22 protein-coding genes and 4 tRNA genes are annotated in these 23517 nt (G+C 24.8%); 8 read left to right on the top strand and 18 right to left on the bottom strand.

Going from position 1 to position 23517, the window contains the following annotated elements; translation table 4 throughout:
- Position 1 precedes the first annotated feature (1 nt).
- Entirely contained in the window at positions 2-916 is a 915-nt protein-coding gene (locus ACJA28_RS02300) for a 1-phosphofructokinase family hexose kinase (RefSeq protein WP_022934568.1), read from the top strand.
- Between the two features lie 29 nt (positions 917-945).
- Here ACJA28_RS02300 and ACJA28_RS02305 read toward each other — a convergent pair whose 3' ends face one another.
- The 4 genes from ACJA28_RS02305 to ACJA28_RS02320 are packed head-to-tail and all read right to left on the bottom strand — an operon-like array spanning position 946 to position 3871.
- On the bottom strand, positions 946-1584 hold the full coding sequence (locus ACJA28_RS02305; RefSeq protein ID WP_022934569.1) for a hypothetical protein: 639 nt from the start codon (positions 1582-1584) through the stop codon (positions 946-948).
- Positions 1585-1603: 19 nt separating this feature from the next.
- Positions 1604-3130: a PTS ascorbate transporter subunit IIC gene (locus ACJA28_RS02310; RefSeq protein ID WP_022934570.1), complete on the bottom strand. Its 1527-nt coding sequence runs from the start codon at positions 3128-3130 to the stop codon at positions 1604-1606.
- Between the two features lie 15 nt (positions 3131-3145).
- Entirely contained in the window at positions 3146-3430 is a 285-nt protein-coding gene (locus ACJA28_RS02315) for a PTS sugar transporter subunit IIB (RefSeq protein ID WP_022934571.1), read from the bottom strand.
- Between the two features lie 3 nt (positions 3431-3433).
- A complete protein-coding gene (locus ACJA28_RS02320) occupies positions 3434-3871 on the bottom strand; it encodes a PTS sugar transporter subunit IIA (protein WP_022934572.1) in 438 nt (145 codons plus the stop codon).
- Between the two features lie 62 nt (positions 3872-3933).
- Here ACJA28_RS02320 and ACJA28_RS02325 point away from each other — a divergent pair, with 62 nt between their 5' ends.
- The 4 genes from ACJA28_RS02325 to ACJA28_RS02340 all read left to right on the top strand — a co-directional run bounded on the left by ACJA28_RS02325 (position 3934) and on the right by ACJA28_RS02340 (position 8190).
- Entirely contained in the window at positions 3934-4935 is a 1002-nt protein-coding gene (locus ACJA28_RS02325) for an exonuclease domain-containing protein (RefSeq protein ID WP_022934573.1), read from the top strand.
- Between the two features lie 138 nt (positions 4936-5073).
- A complete protein-coding gene (locus ACJA28_RS02330) occupies positions 5074-5781 on the top strand; it encodes a hypothetical protein (RefSeq protein ID WP_022934574.1) in 708 nt (235 codons plus the stop codon).
- 60 nt (positions 5782-5841) lie between these two features.
- The gene (gene tig / locus ACJA28_RS02335; RefSeq protein WP_022934575.1) at positions 5842-7236 is read left to right on the top strand and encodes a trigger factor; all 1395 of its coding nucleotides are present in this window, start codon (positions 5842-5844) and stop codon (positions 7234-7236) included.
- A 51-nt stretch (positions 7237-7287) separates the two neighbouring features.
- A complete protein-coding gene (locus ACJA28_RS02340; protein ID WP_033378959.1) occupies positions 7288-8190 on the top strand; it encodes a DegV family protein in 903 nt (300 codons plus the stop codon).
- Between the two features lie 66 nt (positions 8191-8256).
- Here the strand turns inward: ACJA28_RS02340 and ACJA28_RS02345 are convergent.
- Both ACJA28_RS02345 and ACJA28_RS02350 read right to left on the bottom strand, forming a co-directional pair.
- Positions 8257-8331 (bottom strand) — tRNA-Gln (locus tag ACJA28_RS02345).
- Between the two features lie 4 nt (positions 8332-8335).
- A tRNA-Tyr gene (locus ACJA28_RS02350) sits at positions 8336-8419 on the bottom strand.
- A 146-nt stretch (positions 8420-8565) separates the two neighbouring features.
- On the opposite strand from ACJA28_RS02350, the gene ACJA28_RS02355 reads away from it, so the two are divergent.
- Entirely contained in the window at positions 8566-9345 is a 780-nt protein-coding gene (locus ACJA28_RS02355; protein ID WP_022934577.1) for a ribonuclease HIII, read from the top strand.
- Between the two features lie 3 nt (positions 9346-9348).
- Here ACJA28_RS02355 and mgtE read toward each other — a convergent pair whose 3' ends face one another.
- The 7 genes from mgtE to ACJA28_RS02390 form a co-directional block, all read right to left on the bottom strand.
- Entirely contained in the window at positions 9349-10782 is a 1434-nt protein-coding gene (mgtE, locus tag ACJA28_RS02360) for a magnesium transporter (RefSeq protein ID WP_022934578.1), read from the bottom strand.
- A 23-nt stretch (positions 10783-10805) separates the two neighbouring features.
- Positions 10806-11387, bottom strand: a complete 582-nt coding sequence (locus ACJA28_RS02365; protein WP_022934579.1) for a DNA integrity scanning protein DisA nucleotide-binding domain protein — start codon at positions 11385-11387, stop codon at positions 10806-10808.
- Positions 11388-11430: 43 nt separating this feature from the next.
- Positions 11431-12636 (bottom strand): hypothetical protein, encoded by a 1206-nt coding sequence (locus ACJA28_RS02370; protein WP_022934580.1) that lies wholly within the window; start codon positions 12634-12636, stop codon positions 11431-11433.
- Between the two features lie 85 nt (positions 12637-12721).
- Positions 12722-12797, bottom strand: a tRNA-Arg gene (locus ACJA28_RS02375).
- A 21-nt stretch (positions 12798-12818) separates the two neighbouring features.
- Positions 12819-14501 (bottom strand): helix-hairpin-helix domain-containing protein, encoded by a 1683-nt coding sequence (locus ACJA28_RS02380; RefSeq protein ID WP_022934581.1) that lies wholly within the window; start codon positions 14499-14501, stop codon positions 12819-12821.
- Positions 14491-14826, bottom strand: coding sequence for a thioredoxin family protein (locus tag ACJA28_RS02385; RefSeq protein WP_022934582.1), 336 nt, complete (start codon positions 14824-14826; stop codon positions 14491-14493). Before ACJA28_RS02385 ends, ACJA28_RS02380 begins: the two co-directional genes overlap by 11 nt.
- Before the next feature lie 2 nt (positions 14827-14828).
- Complete coding sequence (locus tag ACJA28_RS02390; protein ID WP_027121623.1) at positions 14829-15947, bottom strand: hypothetical protein; 1119 nt, start codon at positions 15945-15947, stop codon at positions 14829-14831.
- Between the two features lie 86 nt (positions 15948-16033).
- Between ACJA28_RS02390 and ACJA28_RS02395 the strand changes: the two genes are divergently transcribed.
- A complete protein-coding gene (locus ACJA28_RS02395) occupies positions 16034-16588 on the top strand; it encodes a DJ-1/PfpI family protein (RefSeq protein WP_022934584.1) in 555 nt (184 codons plus the stop codon).
- Positions 16589-16593: 5 nt separating this feature from the next.
- Here the strand turns inward: ACJA28_RS02395 and ACJA28_RS02400 are convergent.
- The 5 genes from ACJA28_RS02400 to ACJA28_RS02420 all read right to left on the bottom strand — a co-directional run bounded on the left by ACJA28_RS02400 (position 16594) and on the right by ACJA28_RS02420 (position 20775).
- Positions 16594-16669: transfer RNA gene (locus ACJA28_RS02400), tRNA-His, on the bottom strand.
- Positions 16670-16690: 21 nt separating this feature from the next.
- Positions 16691-17515 carry a Cof-type HAD-IIB family hydrolase gene (locus tag ACJA28_RS02405; RefSeq protein ID WP_022934585.1) on the bottom strand — a complete coding sequence of 275 codons (825 nt, stop codon included), beginning with the start codon at positions 17513-17515 and terminating at the stop codon, positions 16691-16693.
- On the bottom strand, positions 17515-18504 hold the full coding sequence (locus ACJA28_RS02410) for an NAD(P)H-dependent glycerol-3-phosphate dehydrogenase (protein WP_022934586.1): 990 nt from the start codon (positions 18502-18504) through the stop codon (positions 17515-17517). Before ACJA28_RS02410 ends, ACJA28_RS02405 begins: the two co-directional genes overlap by 1 nt.
- A gap of 14 nt (positions 18505-18518) precedes the next feature.
- Positions 18519-20063 (bottom strand): methionine--tRNA ligase, encoded by a 1545-nt coding sequence (gene metG / locus ACJA28_RS02415; protein ID WP_022934587.1) that lies wholly within the window; start codon positions 20061-20063, stop codon positions 18519-18521.
- 109 nt (positions 20064-20172) lie between these two features.
- Positions 20173-20775, bottom strand: a complete 603-nt coding sequence (locus tag ACJA28_RS02420) for a hypothetical protein (protein ID WP_406602188.1) — start codon at positions 20773-20775, stop codon at positions 20173-20175.
- A gap of 187 nt (positions 20776-20962) precedes the next feature.
- Between ACJA28_RS02420 and secA the strand changes: the two genes are divergently transcribed.
- Complete coding sequence (secA, locus tag ACJA28_RS02425) at positions 20963-23512, top strand: preprotein translocase subunit SecA (RefSeq protein ID WP_406602231.1); 2550 nt, start codon at positions 20963-20965, stop codon at positions 23510-23512.
- The last annotated feature ends 5 nt before the right edge of the window (positions 23513-23517 follow it).

Consider the following 23517-nt stretch of genomic DNA (forward strand, 5'->3'; position numbering starts at 1 on the left):
TATGATCTATACAATAACATTTTCTCCTTCAATTGATTATGTCATTAATACAAAAAATGATTTTAATCAAAATGATTTAAATAGAGTTGAAGATTACGAATTTTTACCTGGTGGAAAAGGCATTAACGCTTCAATCATACTAAAAAGAAATGGATATGAAAATAAAGCTATAACTTTTTTGGGTGGAAGTACTAAAAAATTATTTTTAGATTTAGTAGCTAATGAAAAAGTTGAGCTAATTGATTTTGAAGCTGAGAATGATACAAGAATTAATGTAAAAATGTTTGCTAATAATGCAACATATGAAATTAATGGTGCTCGAGCAAAAATCAATGATAATGAATATGAAAAATTAATCAATTTTATTGAAAATAATATCGATAAAAATGACTTTGTTTTTATTATGGGAATTTGTGAAGAAAATATTTTAAAAAAAATAGTTGAAAAACTTCATTCAAAAAAAATTGAATTTGCATTAGATGTAGATTCAAAAGTTGTTCTTGATTTAATTGAATATAAACCATTTATTATTAAACCAAATCGTAGTGAATTAGAATCTCTTTTAAGTGTAAAAATAAACACAGTTGAAGAAATGAAAAATGCTATGAATAACCTAAAATCAAAAGGTTTAAAAAATTTATTAGTATCTGATGGGGGTAAGGGTTCTTATTTTTTAGACGAGAATAATAATTGTTACCAAATTACATTAGACAAAAAATTTGATATTGTTTCAACTGTTGGAGCTGGAGATACATTAATTTCATCATTTACAACTATTTATCGTCAAACTAATAACGCTATTCAATCTTTAAAAGAAGCGACATCATTATCTATTGGTACATCATGCACTAGATTTTTAGCTTCAAAAGAAGATCGAACCAAATACATTAATTACATAAATATTAAAAAAATATAATTGAAAAATTAATAATTAAAAAAACTTCATTAAGAAGTTTTTTTAATATCAAATATTTTTTTTGGTTTTTTTCTAATTGTTTTTAAATTGATTAATTGAATAAATTGTTGATAATCAAAATTTGATACTTCGTTATCTAATTTATTTAAGTAATTAAATAAATCATCTTTTTGTACAAAGTGATTTGATTGAATAATTTTGGATACAAAATATTCATTAGATACAGGAACAATAATTTTTAAATTTTTTTGTTCCATTTCTTTTTTTAAAATTTTTGCGCTAGCTAAAAGAATATCAACATCTAAAGGTAAATCTAATTCTTTATTCTTATAAATCATTTTGATATTTCCATTATTTTCTCTAATATCAATCACTTTGCTTTCTAATGGATTTGCAATTAAATATACATTTTGAATTGTAACAACCATTCTTTCAATATAAATTGGTTTTACTTTGTCAAAATTTAAATATAAATTCTCATAAATTTTAGTCTTAGAATGAATTTCCATTTTTTTAATTAAATTCGTAAATTCTTTTTTAACCAGAAAATTTTTATTTGTATATCCAAACTTATTTGGTTTAATAATCTTTGTCCAAACCAAAGCAAAAATACAAGCAATGACACCAATTACAATCAAAACATAAATTGTTATTTGTATTAAAGTCATATCTAACAATTATATAAAATTAGTCTACTTTTAATGATGATGCATTGTCATGTTTATCTTTTTGTTGTTTTATTATTCCATCAATAATTAAACCTACTCAAATTGCAGCAGGAATAATTATTACAAGCGCCCTCCCTGTTACTCCTTTAGGTAGAACAAGTAATTGAGGGATTAGAGTAATTAAATAATCTGTATCTCCTCAAACGCTCGAAACATATTTCCCTGAATTATCTTTTGGTATCCCTCCTGTTGCATAAAAAATTATTGGAGCTAATGTAATTATGACCCCATTTAAAAAAGAAGCAATTATTGCAGCTCATAAACCTCCACGAACATTAGCAAATACTGCTGTTGTAGCACCTAAAAAAAATTGAGCAACTATTCCTGGAATAATAATTGGAATTATTTTATTAACGTTTGAAATACCTATTGATATTCCTAAGCCAATCAATGCTCCAATTAGTGAACAAACAAAACCAATCAAAACAGCATTAGGAGCATAAGGAAAGACAACTGGACAATCAATACCTGCTTTAGCATTTTTAATTAATTTATCACTTATACCTTTAAAAGAAGGAACAAGTTCACCAATTATCATTCTTACTCCAAACAATATAATTTCAACACCAGCTGCAAAAGTAAACGCTTCTATAATCGCTCTCACTAATCAATTAGTTGTCCCTTGTCCAAAAATATTTTTTATTGCTTCAAAATTAGAAGAAGATTCTTCAATTGTTTTAATTCCTGTGTTATACATAACTCCTTCTGGAATATAAACAATCAAAAAAACAATAATCATTGTAATTGACATTGAAATAAATGTGTTTCTAAAAAACTGTAATCATTTAGGAAATTTAATTTCTTCTGTTGACTTAATATTTTTTCCTTTTTTAATTCTGTAAAAAATATCACCAATAACTCCACCCATTGCGTAGCTTAATGCTCCTGTATGGGCAACAGTAATATCTTCAGTTTTAGTAATAATTTTTGTTCAACGATGTAATAATGCACAAGAAAGAACCATATATAAACTCATTATTAAACTTGAAGAAATCAAAGAAATTACATAATCACTAGCATTATTTAAATCAAAACCTGCAAGAGTCATAACAGCAGCAACTGCTATCGACATATAAAATAAAACATGACCTGACAAATAAACATATTTGAATCTAGATCCATATGCTAAGCCTATATTTAAAACAATTGACAAAACCATTATAATTGAGCCTAATTGAGCTATCTTAGGAAAATCGCCGCTTAATATTCCCACAAGACCTTCATTATTTGGTATTGCTCCTGATAAACCAAATAAATCTTCAAACAAAATTTGAAAATTAGATAATGCCCCTGATAATACTCCGGCTCCACCTGATAGAATTAAAAAACCGGCTATAGTTTTAAATAAAGTAATAATAATCTCGGATATTTTTTTTCTAAGCAAAATTGCTCCCAATGTAGCAAAAAGCCCCACTAAAATTGCTGGCGTTCCAACAAAATCTTTGAAAAATGATAAAAACCAATCACCTGCATTTACTTTAAACATATAAATTGTAAAACTCTATTTTTTGAATATTTCTTTAAATTTATTTGTTAATTCTACTTTATCCATTAAATTATTCAAAACAATTTTTTGCCCTTTCCCAGGGTCAATTGAATCAGACAAATCAACACCACAAACAACAAAATCAAAATTATCGCTTGGTGAATATGAATTTAGATTCTTATGAGTAATATTAACTTCATCTTCTGATAATCCTAAATTGTCTAAAATACTTTTTATATTCATTTCAACAATTAAAGATGAACCTAATCCTTGTCCGCAAACTGTGCAAATTTTTTTCATAATTTATAACAACTCTCCAAAAATGTTTACTAATTCTTCTTTTGATTTACATCTTAAAGATTGTTCTAAGATGGAATCACTAGAAAATAATTCTGAAAATTTTACTAGTATATTCATATGCGAATCACTATCAATTGCTGATAAAGTAAACAACAAATTAACTTGGTGTCTCTCGTTGTCACTAAACTTAATTGGTTTTTTAAAAAGAATTAATGATAGACCAACTTTTTTGTTATACTCACCAGGGGCTGTATGTGCCAAAGCAACTTTGGGCATTAATACATAATACGGACCCATTTCTAAAGTACTATCAATAATAGCATTTGATAATTCAGAAGTTGCAATGTTATTTTTAACTAATAAATCAACACCTAATTTAATTGCATTTTTTCAATCAATACTTTTATCAACTATTTCAATTAATGAGATTTTATTTTTCATAAGTCAAACATGAGAAAAAACAATTAATCTCACAAAATTATTTTATACTAAATTGAATAAATATGGAACTTAATAATTATTTGAAAAATACTGTCTTTATTGATCTTGAAGCAGATAGTCCAAGCGATCATTCGTTTCTATTGCAAGTTGGCGCAATTAAAATTGATGAAGATGGAAAAATTCAAAAATTTAATCAATATTGTTATCGCAAAAAAATATCAACAAGAATTTCAAATCTATTGAAAAAAGAGAAAGATTTTTTTAATAATACAAATTACAAAGGCGAAGATCAAGTTATAAAAAATTTTCTTAAATTTTCCAAAAATTGCAAAATTTTTTCATTTGGAGATTTTGATCAAAAAATCATTGAAAAAGTATTTGAAAGAAATAATCGTAGTTTAAAGAACGTAAAAAAAATAAAAATAATAAATATTCAAAATAAAATGAGTAAAAAATTAAAATGTGTCAACAAAAAGAAACGAACATATAGTCTAAATGATATAGCGTTAATTTTGGATATTAAATTCAACAAAGAACATAATGCCTTAATTGACGCCGAAATTTTAGCTAGAGCTTACAAAATTTTATTTAGTCAAAATTTTAATTTAAATTTTTACAAAGAAAAAATTGAGAAAATTACATATTTTCCTAAAAAAATTAGCTCAGAATTCATTAATTTTAAAACTAATAAACTTATTGAATTAAAACAAGATTTTAAAATAATACTAATAGATGCAGATATCAAAAACAAAAAAAATAATTTTAAAAATGATTTTTTTTGTGAAAATGAAAATATTAATAATACATTCATTATTTCCGATAGTATGATCAATGAATATGAAAATATGAATATTAGTAGAATAGCAAAAATTAAAATTTTTGAATTTAACAATAGCTTAGTTTTACAAAAAAAGCAAAAACTACTATTTGAAATTAAAAACAATAGTATTCAATATCAAAACCATAAAGAAATTGAAAAGATCATAAAAAATAATTTTGATAGTTTATTTTTGATAAATCGAAAAATGTTTTTAAACGATTTTGCAAAGAAGTTTAACATTTAATTCTATTTCTTGAATTATTTAAATTTTCCAAAATATCTAGACAATATTAAAAACGAAGATTTTGCTTTCTTGAAAGAAATGAAAGAAAAAGTATCTTTAACGTTACAAATGTTTAAATAGTATTTTATAATTAAAATTATGTCCAAAAATTACTATGAACTATTAATAGAAGAAATTGAAAGTTTAATTAATCAAAATAAAGAAGAAGAAGCATTTAAAAAAATTGACGAAGAATTAAATTTGCCTTATGTCCCAAAAATTTATGAAGAAAAACTGAAAAAATATTTACATAATTTGAATTTAAGTAAAAAAAGCAAAAATATAAAAAAAGTTTACTTTTCTAGAGAAGAATTACTAACAATAATGAGTGAATATAAAAAACATGATATTAATTTTCTATTAGATATTTGTAATGAATTTGAACAATATAATTGAATTAATTTTGAAAAAGAAATAGAGAATATTTTTAATACAGATATTGATAGTAAAGTTAAATCCATTATTTACAATACATTAGTTGTGCAGAATTTAGACCATGACTTTAAACTCAAAAATATAACTATTAATCCCGTTAAAAATAAAACAATATTTGAAACTCAATTTGCAATCAAAAATTTAATAAAATTATCACACAAACATTTTGATGACCCATCCATTTTTGATATTTGTGAAAAAATATTTTTTATTTATTTAATGAATAAATTCCCTGAATCATTATTTTTTGAACATATAGATATTACAAATGAACTAATCAATATTGCAAATGTTATGTTAGGAATCAAAAAAACAAAAGATTTAAATCAAAAAGAAATTTCAATATATCAAACCATTAGTGGAAAACAATAGTAATAATGTTATAATGTAAAGACTTATTTGATGATACGTACAAACGAGAGGTAGAACACTATGAGTAGTAATAAAATTGAAAAAATATATGATATTAAAAATGCAGAATTGAAGATTATTATTCCAATAGACAAGCAAATTTGAAAAGATGAACAAGTAAAAGCATTTAATAAATTAGCTAAAAAAATTAAAGTTTCAGGATATAGAGCGGGAAAAGTTCCTATTGAAATAGCAAAAAAAAATATATCAAAAGGACAAATTTGAGAAGAGGCTATTTCTAAATTATTAAATACTGCAGTTAAAGATGCCGCTAAAGAAATTGATGAAAAAAAAGATATTGTTCTAGATTCTCCAACTTATGCAGTTGAGAAAGTATCTGATGATGAATTAGAAATTATTTTTTTATATCCAATATTCCCTGACATTAAACTTAAAAAATATGATGACTATAAAGTAAATTTTGCTTTGCCAACCGAAAAGGAAATTGATGATTCTGTTAAAAAACAAATTAATGAATTATTGTCTAGAGGGACGCTGTTGCTACCTAAAGAAGGAGATGATGCTAAAGTAGAAGAAGGAGATACAATCATCTTTGATTTTAAAGGGTTTATTGATGACAAAGCTTTCGAAGGGGGGGAGGCAGAAAAATATGAACTAAAAATTGGTTCAGGGGCTTTTATTCCTGGATTCGAAAAACAATTAATAGGTAAAAAATTGGGTTGAAAAGGTTCAATAAATGTCACTTTCCCTAAAGATTATTATAAGGAAGAATTTAGAGAAAAAGAAGCTAAATTTGATATTGTTATCCATGAAATTAAATACAATGATAAACAAAAATTAACTGAAGATTTTATTAAAACTTTGAATATTAAAGATGTTAAGACAGAAAAAGATTTAAATAACTATTTAAAAGATTTAACAAAAAGAGAATTAATTGAAAAAAATAGAACAAAATTTATGGATGAATTTATTAACAAAGTAATAGAAGATAATGAAATTCCGACTCCTAGAACAATAGTTTTAAAAGAATTAAATGCTTTAATGAAAAAATTTGAAGAAAATTTGAAGAAACAAGGTTTTAGTAAAAAAGATTATTATGAAATGACTGATTATAATGACGAAAAAGTTAAAGAAGAATTAATGAATGAAGCGAATAAATCAGTTAAAAAATCAATGATTTATTCTTTAATTTCAAAAGAATTAAAAATTAAACCAACTGAGGAAGACTTCAATCGACAATATCAAAGAATTGGAAAACTTTATAATATCGAGCCACAAATGGCTTATCAAATGATAAAAAAAGAACAAATTGAAGCACTATTAATAAATGAATTATTGATTGATAATTTGATTACAACGCTAAACCCTTCAATAAAATTAGAAAAAGAAAAAGTAACATTCGTTCCTGAAACTAAAACAAAAAAAGATGAAAAAGAAGCTGAAAAAGAAAAATAATTCTTTTTTACTTTTAAATTATTTATAATTTATCTACAACTTTTTTTATTTATGACTAAAAAGAAATTGGCTATTGTAATATCTTCGTTTTCTACTTTATTAGAATCTGAAATGGAAAATTATCCCGATATTTTTCTTACTCCTCTTCAGCTTTTTATTGGAGCAAATCAATGATTTGAAGGATTTTATTCTAATAAAGAAAAATATAAAATAGTTGAAATGTTTAAGAGCGCCAACGATTTTAAAACATCGTTAGGACCTTTATTGATGATTGAAGAACAAATGAATAAATTATCATCAGAATATGAAGCTGTTATTTATATGCCTATTAATTCTTATTTATCTTCAAGTCACGATTCAATTTTAAATTTATCTAAAAAATTTAATAACGTTTATGTATTTAATAACAAATTGGTAGGTAAAGCTTATTTATTTGCTGCACAAGAGGCTAAAAGAATATATGAAAAAGAAAACGGAACAATAGAAAATGTTTTAAACTTTTTAAAATGATATGATGATAGAACAATAGGTTATATAATTCCTTACGAGCTAAGAACTTTTATTAAATCAGGACGTTTAAAGGGAATTAAAAAAGCGATTATGACTTCATTAAATCTTTCAACTATTGTTGAGTTTGATCATGTTTTAAGTAGTGCTGGAATTGCAAAGAGCAAAAAAACAGGTGCCGCTAAAATAATGAATAAATTAGAATCATTTATTGAAAAATGAAAAATGAAAATTGAAGACTTTCAAGTATCAACTATTTTTGCTTATGACACAAAAATAACAGATATTCTTTCAAAATCAATGACATCATATTTTAAAAAAAATGTTGATATTTCATATGAAGCATCGTTATCTACAATGTTTCATACAGGATGAGGGGCAGGATATATAGGAATTAACCCAAGAATTGATTTGATCCCTAATTCAATTAGAAAACCTAATAAATAAACTATTGCTATTACTTTTTTAATTTATTAAATTATTAATAAAAAAAATCACCATGAAGGTGATATATGGCTGCCCCTGTAGGATTCGAACCTACGCATGTTGGAACCAAAATCCAATGCCTTTCCGCTTGGCGAAGGGGCAATAATGGTGGAGGGGGAGGGATTCGAACCCCCGAACTCGAAAGAAGTGGGTTACAGCCACCCGCGTTTGGCCGCTTCGCTACCCCTCCATTTTTTAATGCTAATCTATTATATAAGAAAATGATTTGATTTTAAAAAATTGAAATTTAAAAAGTATAAAATTAATTAAATTCATGAAAAACGAATTTACAACGACGCTTTAGAAAAAAACTTTAAAAATAAAAAAGGACAAAATATGACAACAAAGAAAAAAACTAAAAAACCCGAATTTTCAAAAAAAACTTTTAAATCTTTAAAAATTTCAAATTTTAGTATCAATCATGATTTAAATAATAAAGATATTATTGGAGCTGATGAAACAGGAGTGGGTGATTATTTAACTCCATTAGTTGCTGCGGCTGTTTTTGTTAAACATGAAAATATAAATAAATTAATAGATCTAGGAGTTAAAGACTCTAAAATATTGTCAGATAATAAAATAAAAGAAATTTTTCATAGAATAAAAGATTTAATTCAATACCGCGTAAATCATTTAACTCAAAAAGGCTACAATAATTTAGCAAAATACATGAATGCACACGAATTAAAAATGTTTTTACATTTAAAATGTATTACTGCTTTGGAAAAATACAACAAAGTAAATGAAGATTATATTTTGTTAGATGCTTTTGCAAGTACTGACAATATATCAAAATATTATGAAAATCTAATGAAATCAAAACTAAAAACTGACGAAATTGATAAAGAAATTTTATTAGCAGAAAAAGCCGAAAATATTCATGTTGCTGTAGCTGCTGCATCTATTGTTGCTAGATATCATTTCTTAGAAATGATGAATGAACAAGAAGAAATGCTTGATATGAAATTTCCTTTAGGAACCAACAACGAAGTAGAAAAAGTAGCAGTAGAATTTTGTAAAAAATATGGAAGAAAAGCATTATATGAAATTGCAAAAATTTCATTTAAAACAACCGAAAAGGTTTATGCTGCTTTAGATGAGTTAGGAATCAAATAAGTTTTATAAAAATATTGGAATCAATATTGCAAATGCAAGACCAAAAAATATTAGTGTTGATAAAGCGTCAATTATTGTAGTAATCAATGGTGCTGACATAACAGCAGGATCTCTTTTAGTCTTTAATGCAATTGTTAAAATTACTGAGCCTAGCAGTTTAGACAAAATAATGGAAATTAATAAAGAAATAGAAGAAACAATAGAAATTAAAATTAAGAATTTTGTTTCTTTAAATAGAATTCCATTATAAGCCATATAGTAAATTAATAAACGAATGAAATTAGCTATAGCCAAAATTAAACCTAAAACAAGACCAACTGTCGTTTCTTTAATAATAACTTCTTTCATTCTATCTTTTTTTAATTCGCCAAGTGAAGCTGCACGTGTTAATGTTGAAGTAGATTGAGATCCAGCATTACCACTCGTTGCTGAAGTAACAGGTATTAGAGCTACTAATACTGAAGAAATTGTTGCTCCTGCAATTTTTAATTGATCTAATTTATTTTCTAAAATTTGGTTCAAAGATTGAATAATTAATTGTGATAAAGTTGATCCTATCATTAGTATTAACAATCAAAATATTCTTGATTTTACAATAGAAATTATTGTAGTTTTTAAATAAGAGGTTGTAGATTGAGCTTCAAACGAAATACCTGCAGCTTTATAAATATCTTCACTTGCTTCGTCTTGAATAATATCAATAACATCATTAGAAGTTAGCATTCCAATTAAAACTCCATTGTCATCGACAACAGGCAATGTTGAATAATCAGCAGAAGCAAAAATATTGGCAGCTTCTGATTTTAATTGTTTAGTTTTAACTGAAATTATTGATTTCATTTTATTAGAAATAGGAGTGTCTTTTTGAGAAAAAACTAATTCTTCAAGTGTTGTAAAACCTTGTAATCTATTCTTATCATCAACAATATAATAAAATTGTCCTATCTCAGATTCTTCTCTTTTTCTTTTAATCAATTCTAATGCTTCTTTATTTGTTAAATTTAAATTTAAAGAAATAATGTCAACTGACATTACTGATCCAACTTCATCATCACTAAATTGAAGAATTTGATTAACTTTTGCTCTCGTTTCTTTATCAACTGTTAATAAAATGGTTTTAGCCATTTCTGGTGGTAACACTTCTAAAACATCGGCAATTTCATCACTATATAATTCATTAATAAAATCAGCAATTTCTTTTTTTGTTAAATTTTGGATAATTGTATGTTGTTGTTCTTCTGTTAAATGTGAAAACAATTCTGAAGCTTTTTCAGTTCTTAAAAATCTAAAAAATAAAGAAACTTCTAAATCATTTAACTCTTCTAATTCCTCAACAACTTTTTCAATAGGAGTATCATCAACAAATTTTCTAATAGAATACAAATCTTTTTCTACAATCATTTTTTTAATATCGTAATTTTTATTTTTTTGTTCCATTAGACAACCTCCTTTTAAAAAAATTAATCTTTTAAAAAGAATATTAATTTTTCTTGGAATTCATTCATTTTTACTGGAATTAATGTTGAATTTTTAGTAATTGAAATACTTCCTGTTTCTTCAGAAACGATAATAGTAGTCGCATCAGAAACTTCCGAAATACCTAATCCAGCTCTATGTCTTGATCCGTATTTGTTGTCAATTGATTTTTTTGTTATTTTGTAATATGTTGAAGCATAATAAATTTTTCCGTTTCGAATAATCACAGCTCCATCATGCAATGGTGAATTTTTATTAAAAATAGAAATAATTAAAGAAGAAGAAATATTGGCATCTAATTTAACTCCATCTGTTCTTAAATTATCTAAATTATCATTATTTTCAATAGTAATTAAAGCACCAATTTTTTCTTTAGACAAATATTCTACTGATTCTCTTAATTGATTAATCAGACGAATTTTACTACTTGTAGCTAATTCTTTAGTTTTATTTATTTCATTTCTATTTTTTTTAATAAAGTTACTAAAAAAAGGAATAACTAAAACTATTAATATTATTGATATTAAAACAAAAGATATAATTATTAAAATTTCAACTCATTTCATATTATCTCTTCTTTAAATTTATTCCTTTTGTTATTATTAATATCTAGAAAATTACACCTGATGCTGACAACAACGCTATAACTACTACACCAGCTAGAATTAAAGCAACTAAGCAAACAACCAATCAATAAATAATTTTTGCTTTTTTATTATATTTACCATCTGATAATTCTGATTCGTTCATTGGTGTTAAAGCGGTTTGATGTTGTGTAATATCTAAATCATCTTTATTTACATCTATATCTTTTATAGTTGAATCATCAAAAGTATCATTAATTTCGTTTTTTTCTTCTGCATTATTAGTAGTTTGGGTTTCTTCGCTTACTGCCAATTCGTATAATGATGTTTTTGTTTGTGGTTCATCAACTTCAGGATCATTATCTTCAACCTTTTCTTCAAAAACAACTTCAGTAGTTAAAGCATAAGGATCATCATCTTCAACTTTTTGTTCTTCTTTAAGCTCAAATTTTTTTATTTCTTCTTCAGTTGGATTTTTTTCTTCAACCTCAATAACATCAGTTATAAATGTTTTTTCATCTTGTTTTTTAGATTCAATAAATTGGGAATCATCAACAATAACAGCATCACCTTCAGCTTCAGCTAAAACTTTATTAATTTCTTCTTCATTAAATTCTTCTTCATCTATCTCATCAGTATCAAATTGTGTAAATTCATCTTCAAAGTCTTCTTCTTCAACAATTGATGAAGATTTTTTATTATTTTTTTTAGGAAGTTTAATTTCTTTAATTTCGATTCCTCTTCAAATCATTTCAAAAAATGTATAAATTGTTCTTATAAATTGTTTTGATTTAACAGATTGAACTCTCATTTTGGCATATTTTTTTAATGATCTAAAATATTGGATAGCTTCTAATTGTGTTTCAAATTTTCTATATTTTTTGTGACCATCACCAATAACTATTCAGAACCTTTTTGTATATTTTTCTTTTGTTTTGCTGTCTACAATTAAATACATTCTTCAAACGCAAGAATATGATTCTAATTTAACTCTTTTAGGAAGTTTAATTTTTTTGTTATTGATGACAACTTCTTTATTAGCAAGAAGTTTTGATTTAGTTTCTTTTTTAGTTGGTTGCTTTGAAACAGAATTTTTTCTTGTTAAACTCGCTTTTTTAACAGATTTTGTTGATGATTTTTTTGTAGATGTTTTCTTAGCATTTATGTTTACTTTTTTTGTAGATGATTTTTTTGGTTTGCTTGATGTTTTTTTTGACTTTACTTTCGCCATAGATCTATCCTTTTTTTATTTTACTTACAACATGTAGTATTTAAAATATTTTATATTAAATCTATTAAAAAAGAGATAAAAAAAATGGCGATCACGGGAGGATTCGAACCTCCGACCACATGCTTAGAAGGCACGTGCTCTGTCCCCTGAGCTACGCGACCAATTTACAACTAAATTTTACTTTATTTTTCTAGTTTTTCAATTATTTTTTTAGCCACTGATTTTGAAACTACCTTAGATAATTCATCTTCATTTGCATTATAAATATTTGCATAAGTATGAAAATGTTTTAATAATTTTTCTTCTGTTTTCAAACCTATACCGCTTATGGAAGTTAAAAACCCTTCTAATGAACTATTAATTTTTTTCTTTAAATGAAAATTTTTAGCATATGAATCTACTTCATTTTGTATTCTTGCTAAGAAATTATAAATCGATTTATTCTTCAATAAAACTTTTTTTTTCTGTTCAGTTATTAAATATTCTGTACTATGTTTTTCGTTTTTAACTAAACCAATTATTGGTAATTGAATATTTAATTCTTTTTTCACTTTAATTGCTTCATTTATTTGTTGTTTACCACCATCAACAATAATTAAATCTGGTTTTTCTTCTTTAGAAAAATATTTTGTTAAACCTATTTTTACGTATTCGACATCTGATTTACGACTTAATAAATCATTAGACAATGTATATTTACGATAATTGGAAAAATATGGGAGATAATTTTTATAATAAATTATTACGCTAACTATATCTTTATTATTTTCATTTGAATTATCAATAACTATAAAATCATTAATTTCCTTTTTGATTATTTGATTAAAAAATAATCTAATCTCTGAAATTGAATTTTCTTTATTTTTAAATTCTAAAATTTTTTTTGTTTTATTAATTTCAATATTCTTGAGAGCATTGTTAACTGCTTGCAAATATTGTCCTTTTTTAGGTTTTAAAATGGTTTTATCAAAAATTAAATCTTCTTTTTCTATTTCATAATTTGTAACTATCATATCTGGTTGATTTCTAATTGAATAAAAACTATTAATAAATGATCTCATTGACTCATAGAAATCTATTTTAATTTCAACAACAAAATCTTCTTGCATAAAAAAAACGCCATTTTTAAAATAATGAACTAAAACTAATAAATAACTATCATGTTTTAAGAAAACAATAACATCAAAATTTTTTTCTTCACTAAAAGATATTGACTGTTGAGAGGATTTGTTTGTTAAATATTGAATGACATCTCTATAATCTTTTGCTAATTCATATTGTTCATTTTCAGAAGCTTCAATCATTTGATGCTTTAATCTTGATATTATTTCGTTATTAGATGAAGATAGGATTTTTTTTGCATAAATAAATTTTTCCTTCCAAAATTCATTATCATTTGTTTGAATTGGTAATCCATTTTTATACAAACATTCTCTAATTAAAAAGTTTTTAATTGTTTTATATCCATAATTTGGTGGTAATGGACCATAATAATATGTATTTGGAACTTGTTTATAAAAAAATTTAGTTTTAAATTCTAACTTATTAGGTTTTAATTGTATGACAATATAAGGAAATTTTTTATCATCCAAAAGTAAAATGTTGTAATATGGTTTATTTTTTTTTATTAACTCTTGTTCTAATAATAAAGCTTCTTTTTCGTTTGAACAAACAATAAAATCTAAATTATTTGCTTTTTCTAATAACAAAGGTGTTTTGTATGAATTTATAGAACCATTTAGGTATTGTTGAATTCTTTTTTTTAGATTCTTTGCTTTACCAATGTACAAAATCGAATCTTGATCTTTAAATAAATAAACTCCACAAAGATTGGGAATCTCATTAATATTAATTTTATTTTTCATATCTTAATTTATCAATTTCTAAAATCAAAATATCTTCAGAAACATATTCGTACATAATTGACTTTATTTTTGAATTTTTAATAAATACATGAGTGGGAACTCTTTTAACTTGATATTCTGATTCTTTTCTAAATAATTCAGCTTCTTCAGCATCTACTTTGATAAAATGAATTTGATCATTATTAGAAAATTTTTCTTCTACATTCTCTACAACTGGTAGCATCATTTGACAATCGCCACACCATTCTGTTCCGAATCACAAATAAATAATATCTTTATTATTCTCAATAAAATTTTGAGCATCTTTTCACAACATTTTTTTCATCTTTAATCTCCTTGTGTTTTAACATCATTTTTATTATCCAAAGTTGCAAGTCCATTTTCATCAATATCTACAGTATTAGTGTTAGTTTTAAAAATATCTAACTCAAAATCAAAAGTTTCAATGTCTGGAATTATTTTATTTGTTTTATCAAGTTCATCTAATTTAAATTCAGTGGTTATATTTTTTTCTAAATTGATTTGATTTGTTTTTTCAATCAAAAATTCATCTTCATCTTTAATTTTTTCTTCTTCAAATGGATTAGTTACTGGAAAAATATTTTCTGAATTGCTAATATTAATTGAATTAGTTTTTGCTTCAACATCAGAAATAATTTCTAAATTAGGTTTTTCAATTATTCCTGAAGTATCTTCAAAAGATAAATCCATAATTTTGGTTTTATACTCTTCAAATTCTTTTTTCATAACTGTATCCTTTTTATTAGGATTACCAAATATTTTAGTTCTAATTTGCTTAATAATTGAACCATAAATTATGTAATAAACAAAATGGGCCACAAAAAGTAAACCAATAATTATTGATACAACATAACCTGATCAAGATACTAATAAAGACATAAATAATGAAACAATGATTCCGGCATTCATAACATCAGGTAATAATGAAGTAGAATTTGGTATTGTTCCTTTTTTATTCGTAAAATCATTTCATCAATCATTAAAAAAATGTTTAAAAACATTAGTTCCTGGAAACGCTGTTTTAGTTTCAATAATCTTAATTATCGATTCAACAATCAAAGCAATACCCATAGCAAAAAATAAATAAGGAAGTCAGGAAAAATGAAATTTACGATTAAATTTAACTGCAATAAATTTTTCGATTTTCAAATCTATTTGAAATAAATAACATAAACCAAGTGTAATAAAACCTACATAAATAAAATAAGAATAATATCCAAACAACATCCCAATAGTATAAGAATTGATTGTTGAAAAACCTCTAACTTGAACTATCGAAACAACAAATAAAAAAGCAAAAATAACAATCAAAATAATCCCTAAAAATTGTTTAGATTCAAATATTTTGTATTGTTTTTGATTATTAATAGATGTTTTTATCTTTTTTGCAAACATCGATTCATTTTTATTTTTATTCTTAAACATATTTGTAAATTATAAACAAAATTACCTATATCTAATTTCAAAGTTAATTTTAGAATAAAATATTCTTAATGTAAAGGAAGTTAAAAATGAAATTATTAGTTGTAGTAATTGAAAAATTTCAGGAAATTGAATTATATGGTTTTTTAGGTTCTCTAAAAAGATCACAAAAAGTGGAAAAAATAACATATTGAAATCCAGACGGACAAAATGAAGTTATTGGTGCAAATCAAATAGGTTCAATCAAAACTGAAATTAGTAATATTGATGTAAATGAATATGATGCTATTTTTGTTCCTGGGGGGGCAGCATGCATTGCATTAAGAACAAATAAAAAGGCAATTAATTTAATTAATAAATTTGTTGAAAATGATAAATGAATTTTTGCTATATGCGATGGACCAAACGCACTTTATGATAACAAAATTTTTATTGATAAAAATTATTCTTCATATCCAATTAAAAATATTTCTTTAGTTTCAGGAAAAAATAGAAATAAAAATTATGTAAGTGTTGATGGTAAATATATCACAGGAAAATGTCCATCTGCTTCAATAGATCTTGGTCTTAAAGTTATTGAAACATTATATGGAAAAGAACTTGCTCAAAAAACACATGATGAACTTTATGGAATTGAGGAATAAAAAAATGGGGTAGATAACGGGGATCGAACCCGCACATGTCGGAGCCACAACCCGATGCGTTAACCATTTCGCCATATCTACCACATGTCTCTTAATTATATTTTATTTTTTATCTAAGTATTCAAGAATTTTTAAACCTATTGCGTTTGTATTGTTTGTACCTATTTTTGGTTTTATTTTATCGGTTAAATCTTTATGCGAATTAGCCATTGCATATCCATTTTCTCCTGCACCTAAAATCATTTCATAATCATTACCACTATCTCCAAATGTAACAATGTTATTTTGAGAAATATTTAATGCACGAGCAAGTTCTTTTAATCCTTCTCATTTTGATCTATTTTTAGGATTCAGATCTAAATAATGACTATTAGTTAAATAAACGCTAAGATTTTGAGAAAACATATCTTTAAATTCATTAAAATGTTTAATACAAAAATCATCTTGACTATAAACAGATAATTGAGTAATTGTTTGACCATTAAACAATTTATTATCATTTGGGTGAGCAATAATATGTTTTTTAATATTAGCATCTATCTCTTGTGTTAATGGTGTTGGATTTTCATTTTCATTTTCTTTATCACCAATTCAATCTTGATCAGTATGCAACTTAAAAACTAAATTATATTTTCTGGCATAGTTAAAAATATCAATGTAATATTTTGGTTCAATACCATGTAAAATTAAAATTTCTTCTTTATCCACATCATAAACAACAGCACCATTATTACATACAAAGTAATTAACATAAGGCATTTTATTCTTTAAAGAAGATGTTCTAACTACACTTCTCCCAGTAGCAATAACAACAATATGCCCTTCTTCTTTTGCCCTTTTGAAAGCAAGCAATGTTTCAGGATGAACTTCTTTATTATCCATCAACATCGTTCCATCAACATCAGTTGCAAAAATATATTTTTTCATTAATTCTCCTCTTTTAGGTCACTATTTCATAATTTTTTAATTTCATCTTCAAAAGAACTATTTTTAAAAATAACATTATATAGAGCTTCTTGAATTGGTAAATAAAGATTATTTTTAATTCTAATTTTTTCAACTATACTTAAAGCAGTCAATCCTTCTAGAGTAACATTTTTGCTATCATTATTTTTTTTAACAAAATTCATTCCATAAGTAAAATTTCTCGAATTTTTATCTGTTGCTGTTAAGATTAAATCACCCAATCCTGTTAAACCATAAATTGTTTTTTCTCTACCTCCCATTTGTTTATTTAAAACTGATAATTCTTTCATTCCTCTAGTTAGATACGAAGCTAGAGTATTTATTTTAAAACCTAGTTGACTTAACATCCCAGCACCAATAGCTAAAATATTTTTATAAATACCACCAATTTCAGCACCAGTAACATCTGTTTGCATATATAACTTGAAATAATCTGTTCTAAATAATTCTTGGACTTCTTTAATTTGTTTTTTATCATAACCTATTGCAGCAATCAATGTTAAAGCTTTTCTCACAATTTCGATTGCAAATGAAGGTCCTGAAATTGAAACAACACCTCTAATATATTTATTTTTTTTAGATTTTTCAACCAACCCTTTATGCAAAGGATTTTCTGATTTTGGATAAAAACCTTTACAACCATTAACAATTAAAGTATCATTTTTTAAATTTTTGATAATTATATTCATAACATCATCAATAACAATTGAAGGGATAGCCAAAACAATATAATCTGCATTTTTAATAGCTAAAATTAGATTATTTGAAACATTAAATTTATTTACTTTAATGTTTTTAAAGTACTTTGCATTTCTTCCATTTTTTAAATCATTTAATTCATTTTGATCAATACCATATATCAAAACATCATTATTTGGATTTGCATCTTTTAAAACATTTCCAAGAGCGGTTCCTAAAGCTCCTGAACCAATAATTGTAATCTTTTTCATAACAATTATTTTACTTATTTTATTCTAGGAAAAATAATTTTATTTTCATTAATAGATATATCATTAAATTTTTCAAAATTCTCAATCTCATCAAAATCAAAATTATCAACATTTAAAATTTGTTTAAATTGATTTACAAAATCTGGACATACAACTTCTAACATTGATAAAACAGCATAAGAACCATTAAGCAATAAATTTAATGTTGTCTCGAGCAAATCTAAATTATTTTTCATTTTTCAAGGCAACGTTAAATCGATGTATTTATTTAAATCTCTTGCAAGATGAAGCATTGATTCAAAAGCTAGATCTATCTCAAATTTATCAAAATGTTTTTTAAATTTTTCAAAATTATTTGAAATAGATTTAATTATGTCTAAATCATGATTATTATTTGTTTTTTTAAACTTTACAGGGGCGCAAAAATTTTGTCTAATCATCGAAATTGTTCTTGATATTAAATTACCAATTGTATTTGCTAAATCAGAATTATAAGAATTTATCAATAACTCTTCTGAAAAAATGCCATCTTTATAAATAGATATTTTAGAACTAAAAAAATACTTAATAATTTCAGGATCATACTTATTCAAAAGGCTTAATGGATCGATAACATTTCCTTTTGATTTTGACATCTTACCTTCAGGAGTTATTAATCAACCATGAGATAAAATGGTTGTTGGCAACCTAATATCAAGTGACTTTAAAAATATAGGTCAATAAATACAATGAAATCTAGTTATTTCTTTACCAACAATATGGACAATTTCATCCCCATTTTTTCAATATTTAATAAAGTCTTTTTGTGGATTTTCAAAATCAAACCCTAAAGCACTAATATAATTAAATAAAGCATCTAATCAAACATAAATCACATGTTTTGGATCTTTAGTTATTTGAATTCCTCATTCAAATGAAATTCTTGTGACAGAAAGATCTTCAAGATTTTTATCTAAAAAATTATTCTTTAGTTCTTTCCAAATATTTTTTGGAATAATAAAATTTTTATTTTTTTCAACATAATCAATTAATCAATGAGTAAATTTATTCATTTTAAAAAAATAAGATTCTTCTTGAATTCATTCTAATTTATGACCACTAATTGGATGATAAAAATTATCATCTTTCTTAATTGCTTCTTTTTCTAAAATGAATTCTTCATCATTAATTGAATATAAACCTTTATATTCTCCTTTATAAATCAAACTTTTATCTAACATCTTATTAAAAATTTCTTCAACAATTTTTTCGTGATATTTATTCGTAGTTCTTGAAAAAAAATCGTAATTAATTTTTGTTTTCTTTCATAAATCAATAAATTTATTGCTTTGAATATCAACATATTCTTGAGGACTAATTTTTTTTTCTTGAGCCTTTTTTTCTATTTTTTGTCCGTGTTCATCGCTACCAGTTAAAAATTTAACATCATATCCCATTTTGATCTTGTAATTTCTCAATACTCAAGCAATAGTTGTCGAATACAAATGACCTATATGGAGATTACCAGAAGGATAATATATTGGTGTTGTTATGTAAAATGTTTTCTTCTTATTGCTCATAAATCATATTTAATTACAAATTATATTTCATTCCACTTTTTACTTATCAATAAATTGCTTTAACAGACCTATTATAGAACTTAACAAACTTAACTTATCATAGATTGTATTAACTATTTTTTTCTTTTGCGGCTCTATTACCACCAAGAAGTTTTTTAATAATTTCATACGCTAGTCCTGCAGCAGATCAAATTAATAAAAAAACAAATGAAGTTACATATAAACCAAATGGTGCTGTTGAAAAACCTAGAATTTTATACACATCTTCAAAATAATTACTTATATGGAACATAGATATGGAAGCAAATTGATCAATCTTTGAAGTGCCTTCTCATATATTAACGCCCATTATTTTTTTATTTCCAAATCCATCTTTTAACATATATATGAATCATACTAATCAAAAAATTACAATTAATACTGCAAAAATAAACATTCCAATTTTAAATATAAAATTTAAAACCTTTCATAAACCTTTTTCTTCTTTAAATTTAAAAGCAGAAATAAATTGTTTGGTAGAGAAAACTAAAACTGATAAAGTAATTGAAGTAAAAGCAATTAAAGAAATAATCCCTCCGCCAAATGCTAGTCATTTACCAAATTTTTCGCTATTGTCTGCAATTGTATTTAAAACTCAAACAAGCGTAAAAAAGAAAACTGATAAAACTGCAGTAGAAATATATTTGCCTAATTGCATTTTTCTCTTTTTCATAAACATTAACCCTTTTCACAATGTTATTATCTATTTATGTAAAATTATTTTACAGAAAAAATTAATTATGAAGTTATTTAGAAAAAGTAAAGAATCTCTTGAAACTCAACAACAAAAACAAATTAAAAACGAAGAAGCTTCAATTAAAAAAAGAGAAAATAAAAGAAGAAAAAAAACCATTAAAGAAATGGCTTTTAAGTCAGCAGAATTTAGAGAAGCAGAATTTTTGTTGCAAAAAATTAACTATTTAGGTAAATCAATTAAAAATTTAACAGATGAACAATTAAAAACAAAAACCAGATTCTTTAAACAAAGATTAAGCAGAGGAGAAACACTTAACGATATTAGAATAGAAGCTTTTGCAGTTGCCCGTGAAGCAACATTTAGAGTTTTAGGTAAAAGACCATTTGATGTACAAATTCTTGGCGGACTAATTCTTGATATGGGGTCGGTTGCTGAAATGAAAACAGGAGAAGGTAAAACAATTACTTCAATTGCTCCTATATATCTAAATGCTCTCGAAGGTCAAGGAGTAATTGTTTCTACCGTTAATGAATATCTTGCTGAACGTGACTCCGAAGAAATGGGTGAAGTTTTTAAATGATTAGGTTTAACAGTAGGATTGAATAAAGCTAATATGTCTCCGCATTTAAAAAAGCAAGCATATGCATGTGATATAACATATTCAATTCATTCAGAGTTAGGGTTCGATTATTTAAGAGATAACACTGTAACAAATATTAACGAAAAAGTTCAAAGAGGATTGAATTATGCGCTTATTGATGAAGTTGATTCAATTTTGATTGATGAAGCAAAAACTCCTTTAATCATTTCCGGTGGACAACAAAACGAATCATCTTTATACACAAATGCTGATTTATTTGTTAAATCATTAGAAAAAGATGACTATTTTATTGACCAAGAAACTCAAGGAATTTCTTTATCTTATAAGGGTGTTGAAAAAGCTAATAAATGATATAAAACTAATAATTTATTCAAAATTGAAAATACTGAGATAGTGCACCGTATTCAAAATGCTCTTAGAGCAAACTTGATAATGAAAAAAGATTTTGAATATGTTGTTCTAAATGGAAAAATAGAATTAGTTGATCAATTTACAGGTCGTATTATGGAAGGTCGTTCTTATTCTGAAGGATTACAACAAGCTATTCAAGCTAAAGAAAATGTAGAAATTGAACCAGAAACTAAAACACTCGCAACAATTACATATCAAAATTTCTTTCGTATGTTTAAAAAATTATCAGGGATGACAGGGACAGGAAAAACAGAAGAACAAGAATTTATTAATACATACAACATGAGAGTTAATGTTATTCCAACCAATAAACCAATAGCAAGAATAGACCATGAAGATCAAATATATTTAACTATGGAAGCCAAATATAAAGCTTTGGTTAAAGAAATTAAAAAAATACATGCTAAAAAGCAACCAATTTTAGTTGGTACTACTCAAGTTGAAGAATCTGAATATTTGCATAAATTGTTACTAACTGAAGGATTACCTCATACAGTACTAAATGCTAAACAAAATGCTGAAGAAGCTGAAATTATCAAAAAAGCTGGAATTTTAGGAGCAATAACCATTGCCACAAATATGGCAGGTCGTGGAACAGATATAAAATTAGGCGAAGGCGTAAAAGAAGTGGGTGGTCTTTATGTCTTAGGTACAGATAAGTCTGAATCAAGAAGAATTGACAATCAATTAAAAGGTAGATCTGGAAGACAAGGAGATGTTGGAGAATCTAAATTTTTCTTATCAATTGAAGATCGATTAATTCAAAGATTTTCATTACAAGATAAATGAAAACAAATTTTTCAATCTTTTGGCGAAAACAAAATTACAGGTGGACAAATAGTAAAAGCATTTGAAAGAGCGCAAAAGAAAATCGAAGGATTTAATTATGATTCGAGAAAAAGTATTTTAAATTATGATGATGTTGTTCGTAAACAAAGAGAACTTTTGTATTATCAAAGAGATTTAGTTTTAAAACTAGACAATTTATCTCCAATAGTGCGCAAAATGATAATTAATGTTTCAAAACAAATTTTATTTTTAAAAGATATAACGCTAGATAATGGATCTATTGATTATAATGCTTTAGTAGATTATATAAATGAAACATTTTTCAAAAAAGATGCTCAATCTTACAAAGTTAAAAAAGAAGATTTAATTCATTTACCAATTGATTCAATTCCTAAATATTTTGAAAATAAAATGACAAATATTTTTAATAGTCAAGAAACTATTATTGTTAACAAAAATTCCACAAGAGTTTTCCAATCTTTTTTAAGAGAGATTATTCTAACTCATTTAGATTTCTATTGACAAGAACACATTAATATGATGGATAAATTAAGATCATCAACAAGCATTGTTCAATATTCACAAAAAAATCCTTATCAAATCTATACAGAAGAAGGAACAAATAAATTTAATGAGATGATAGATGAAATTGCTTTATCTTCTATTTCAAATATTTTTAAAGAAATTTTTTCTTTCACAAGAAATGTTGAGTCTCAAAAAGATATATCAAATTCAAACATATTACAAAAAACTCTTCTTGAACAAATAGTTACTATGTCAAATGAAGATTTAAATCTATTTTATGAAGGAAAAAAAGAAATTGACCTTCAAATGAAATATGATGATCCAATACAAGCAGAATTATTAGAATTGGATTTAATTTTAATTAATTCAAATGCTAAAAAAATTTAATGAAA

Origin of the sequence: Mesomycoplasma moatsii, from assembly GCF_045276915.1 — a bacterium.
In the GTDB taxonomy this organism is placed as follows: Bacteria; Bacillota_I; Bacilli_A; order Mycoplasmatales; family Metamycoplasmataceae; genus UBA710.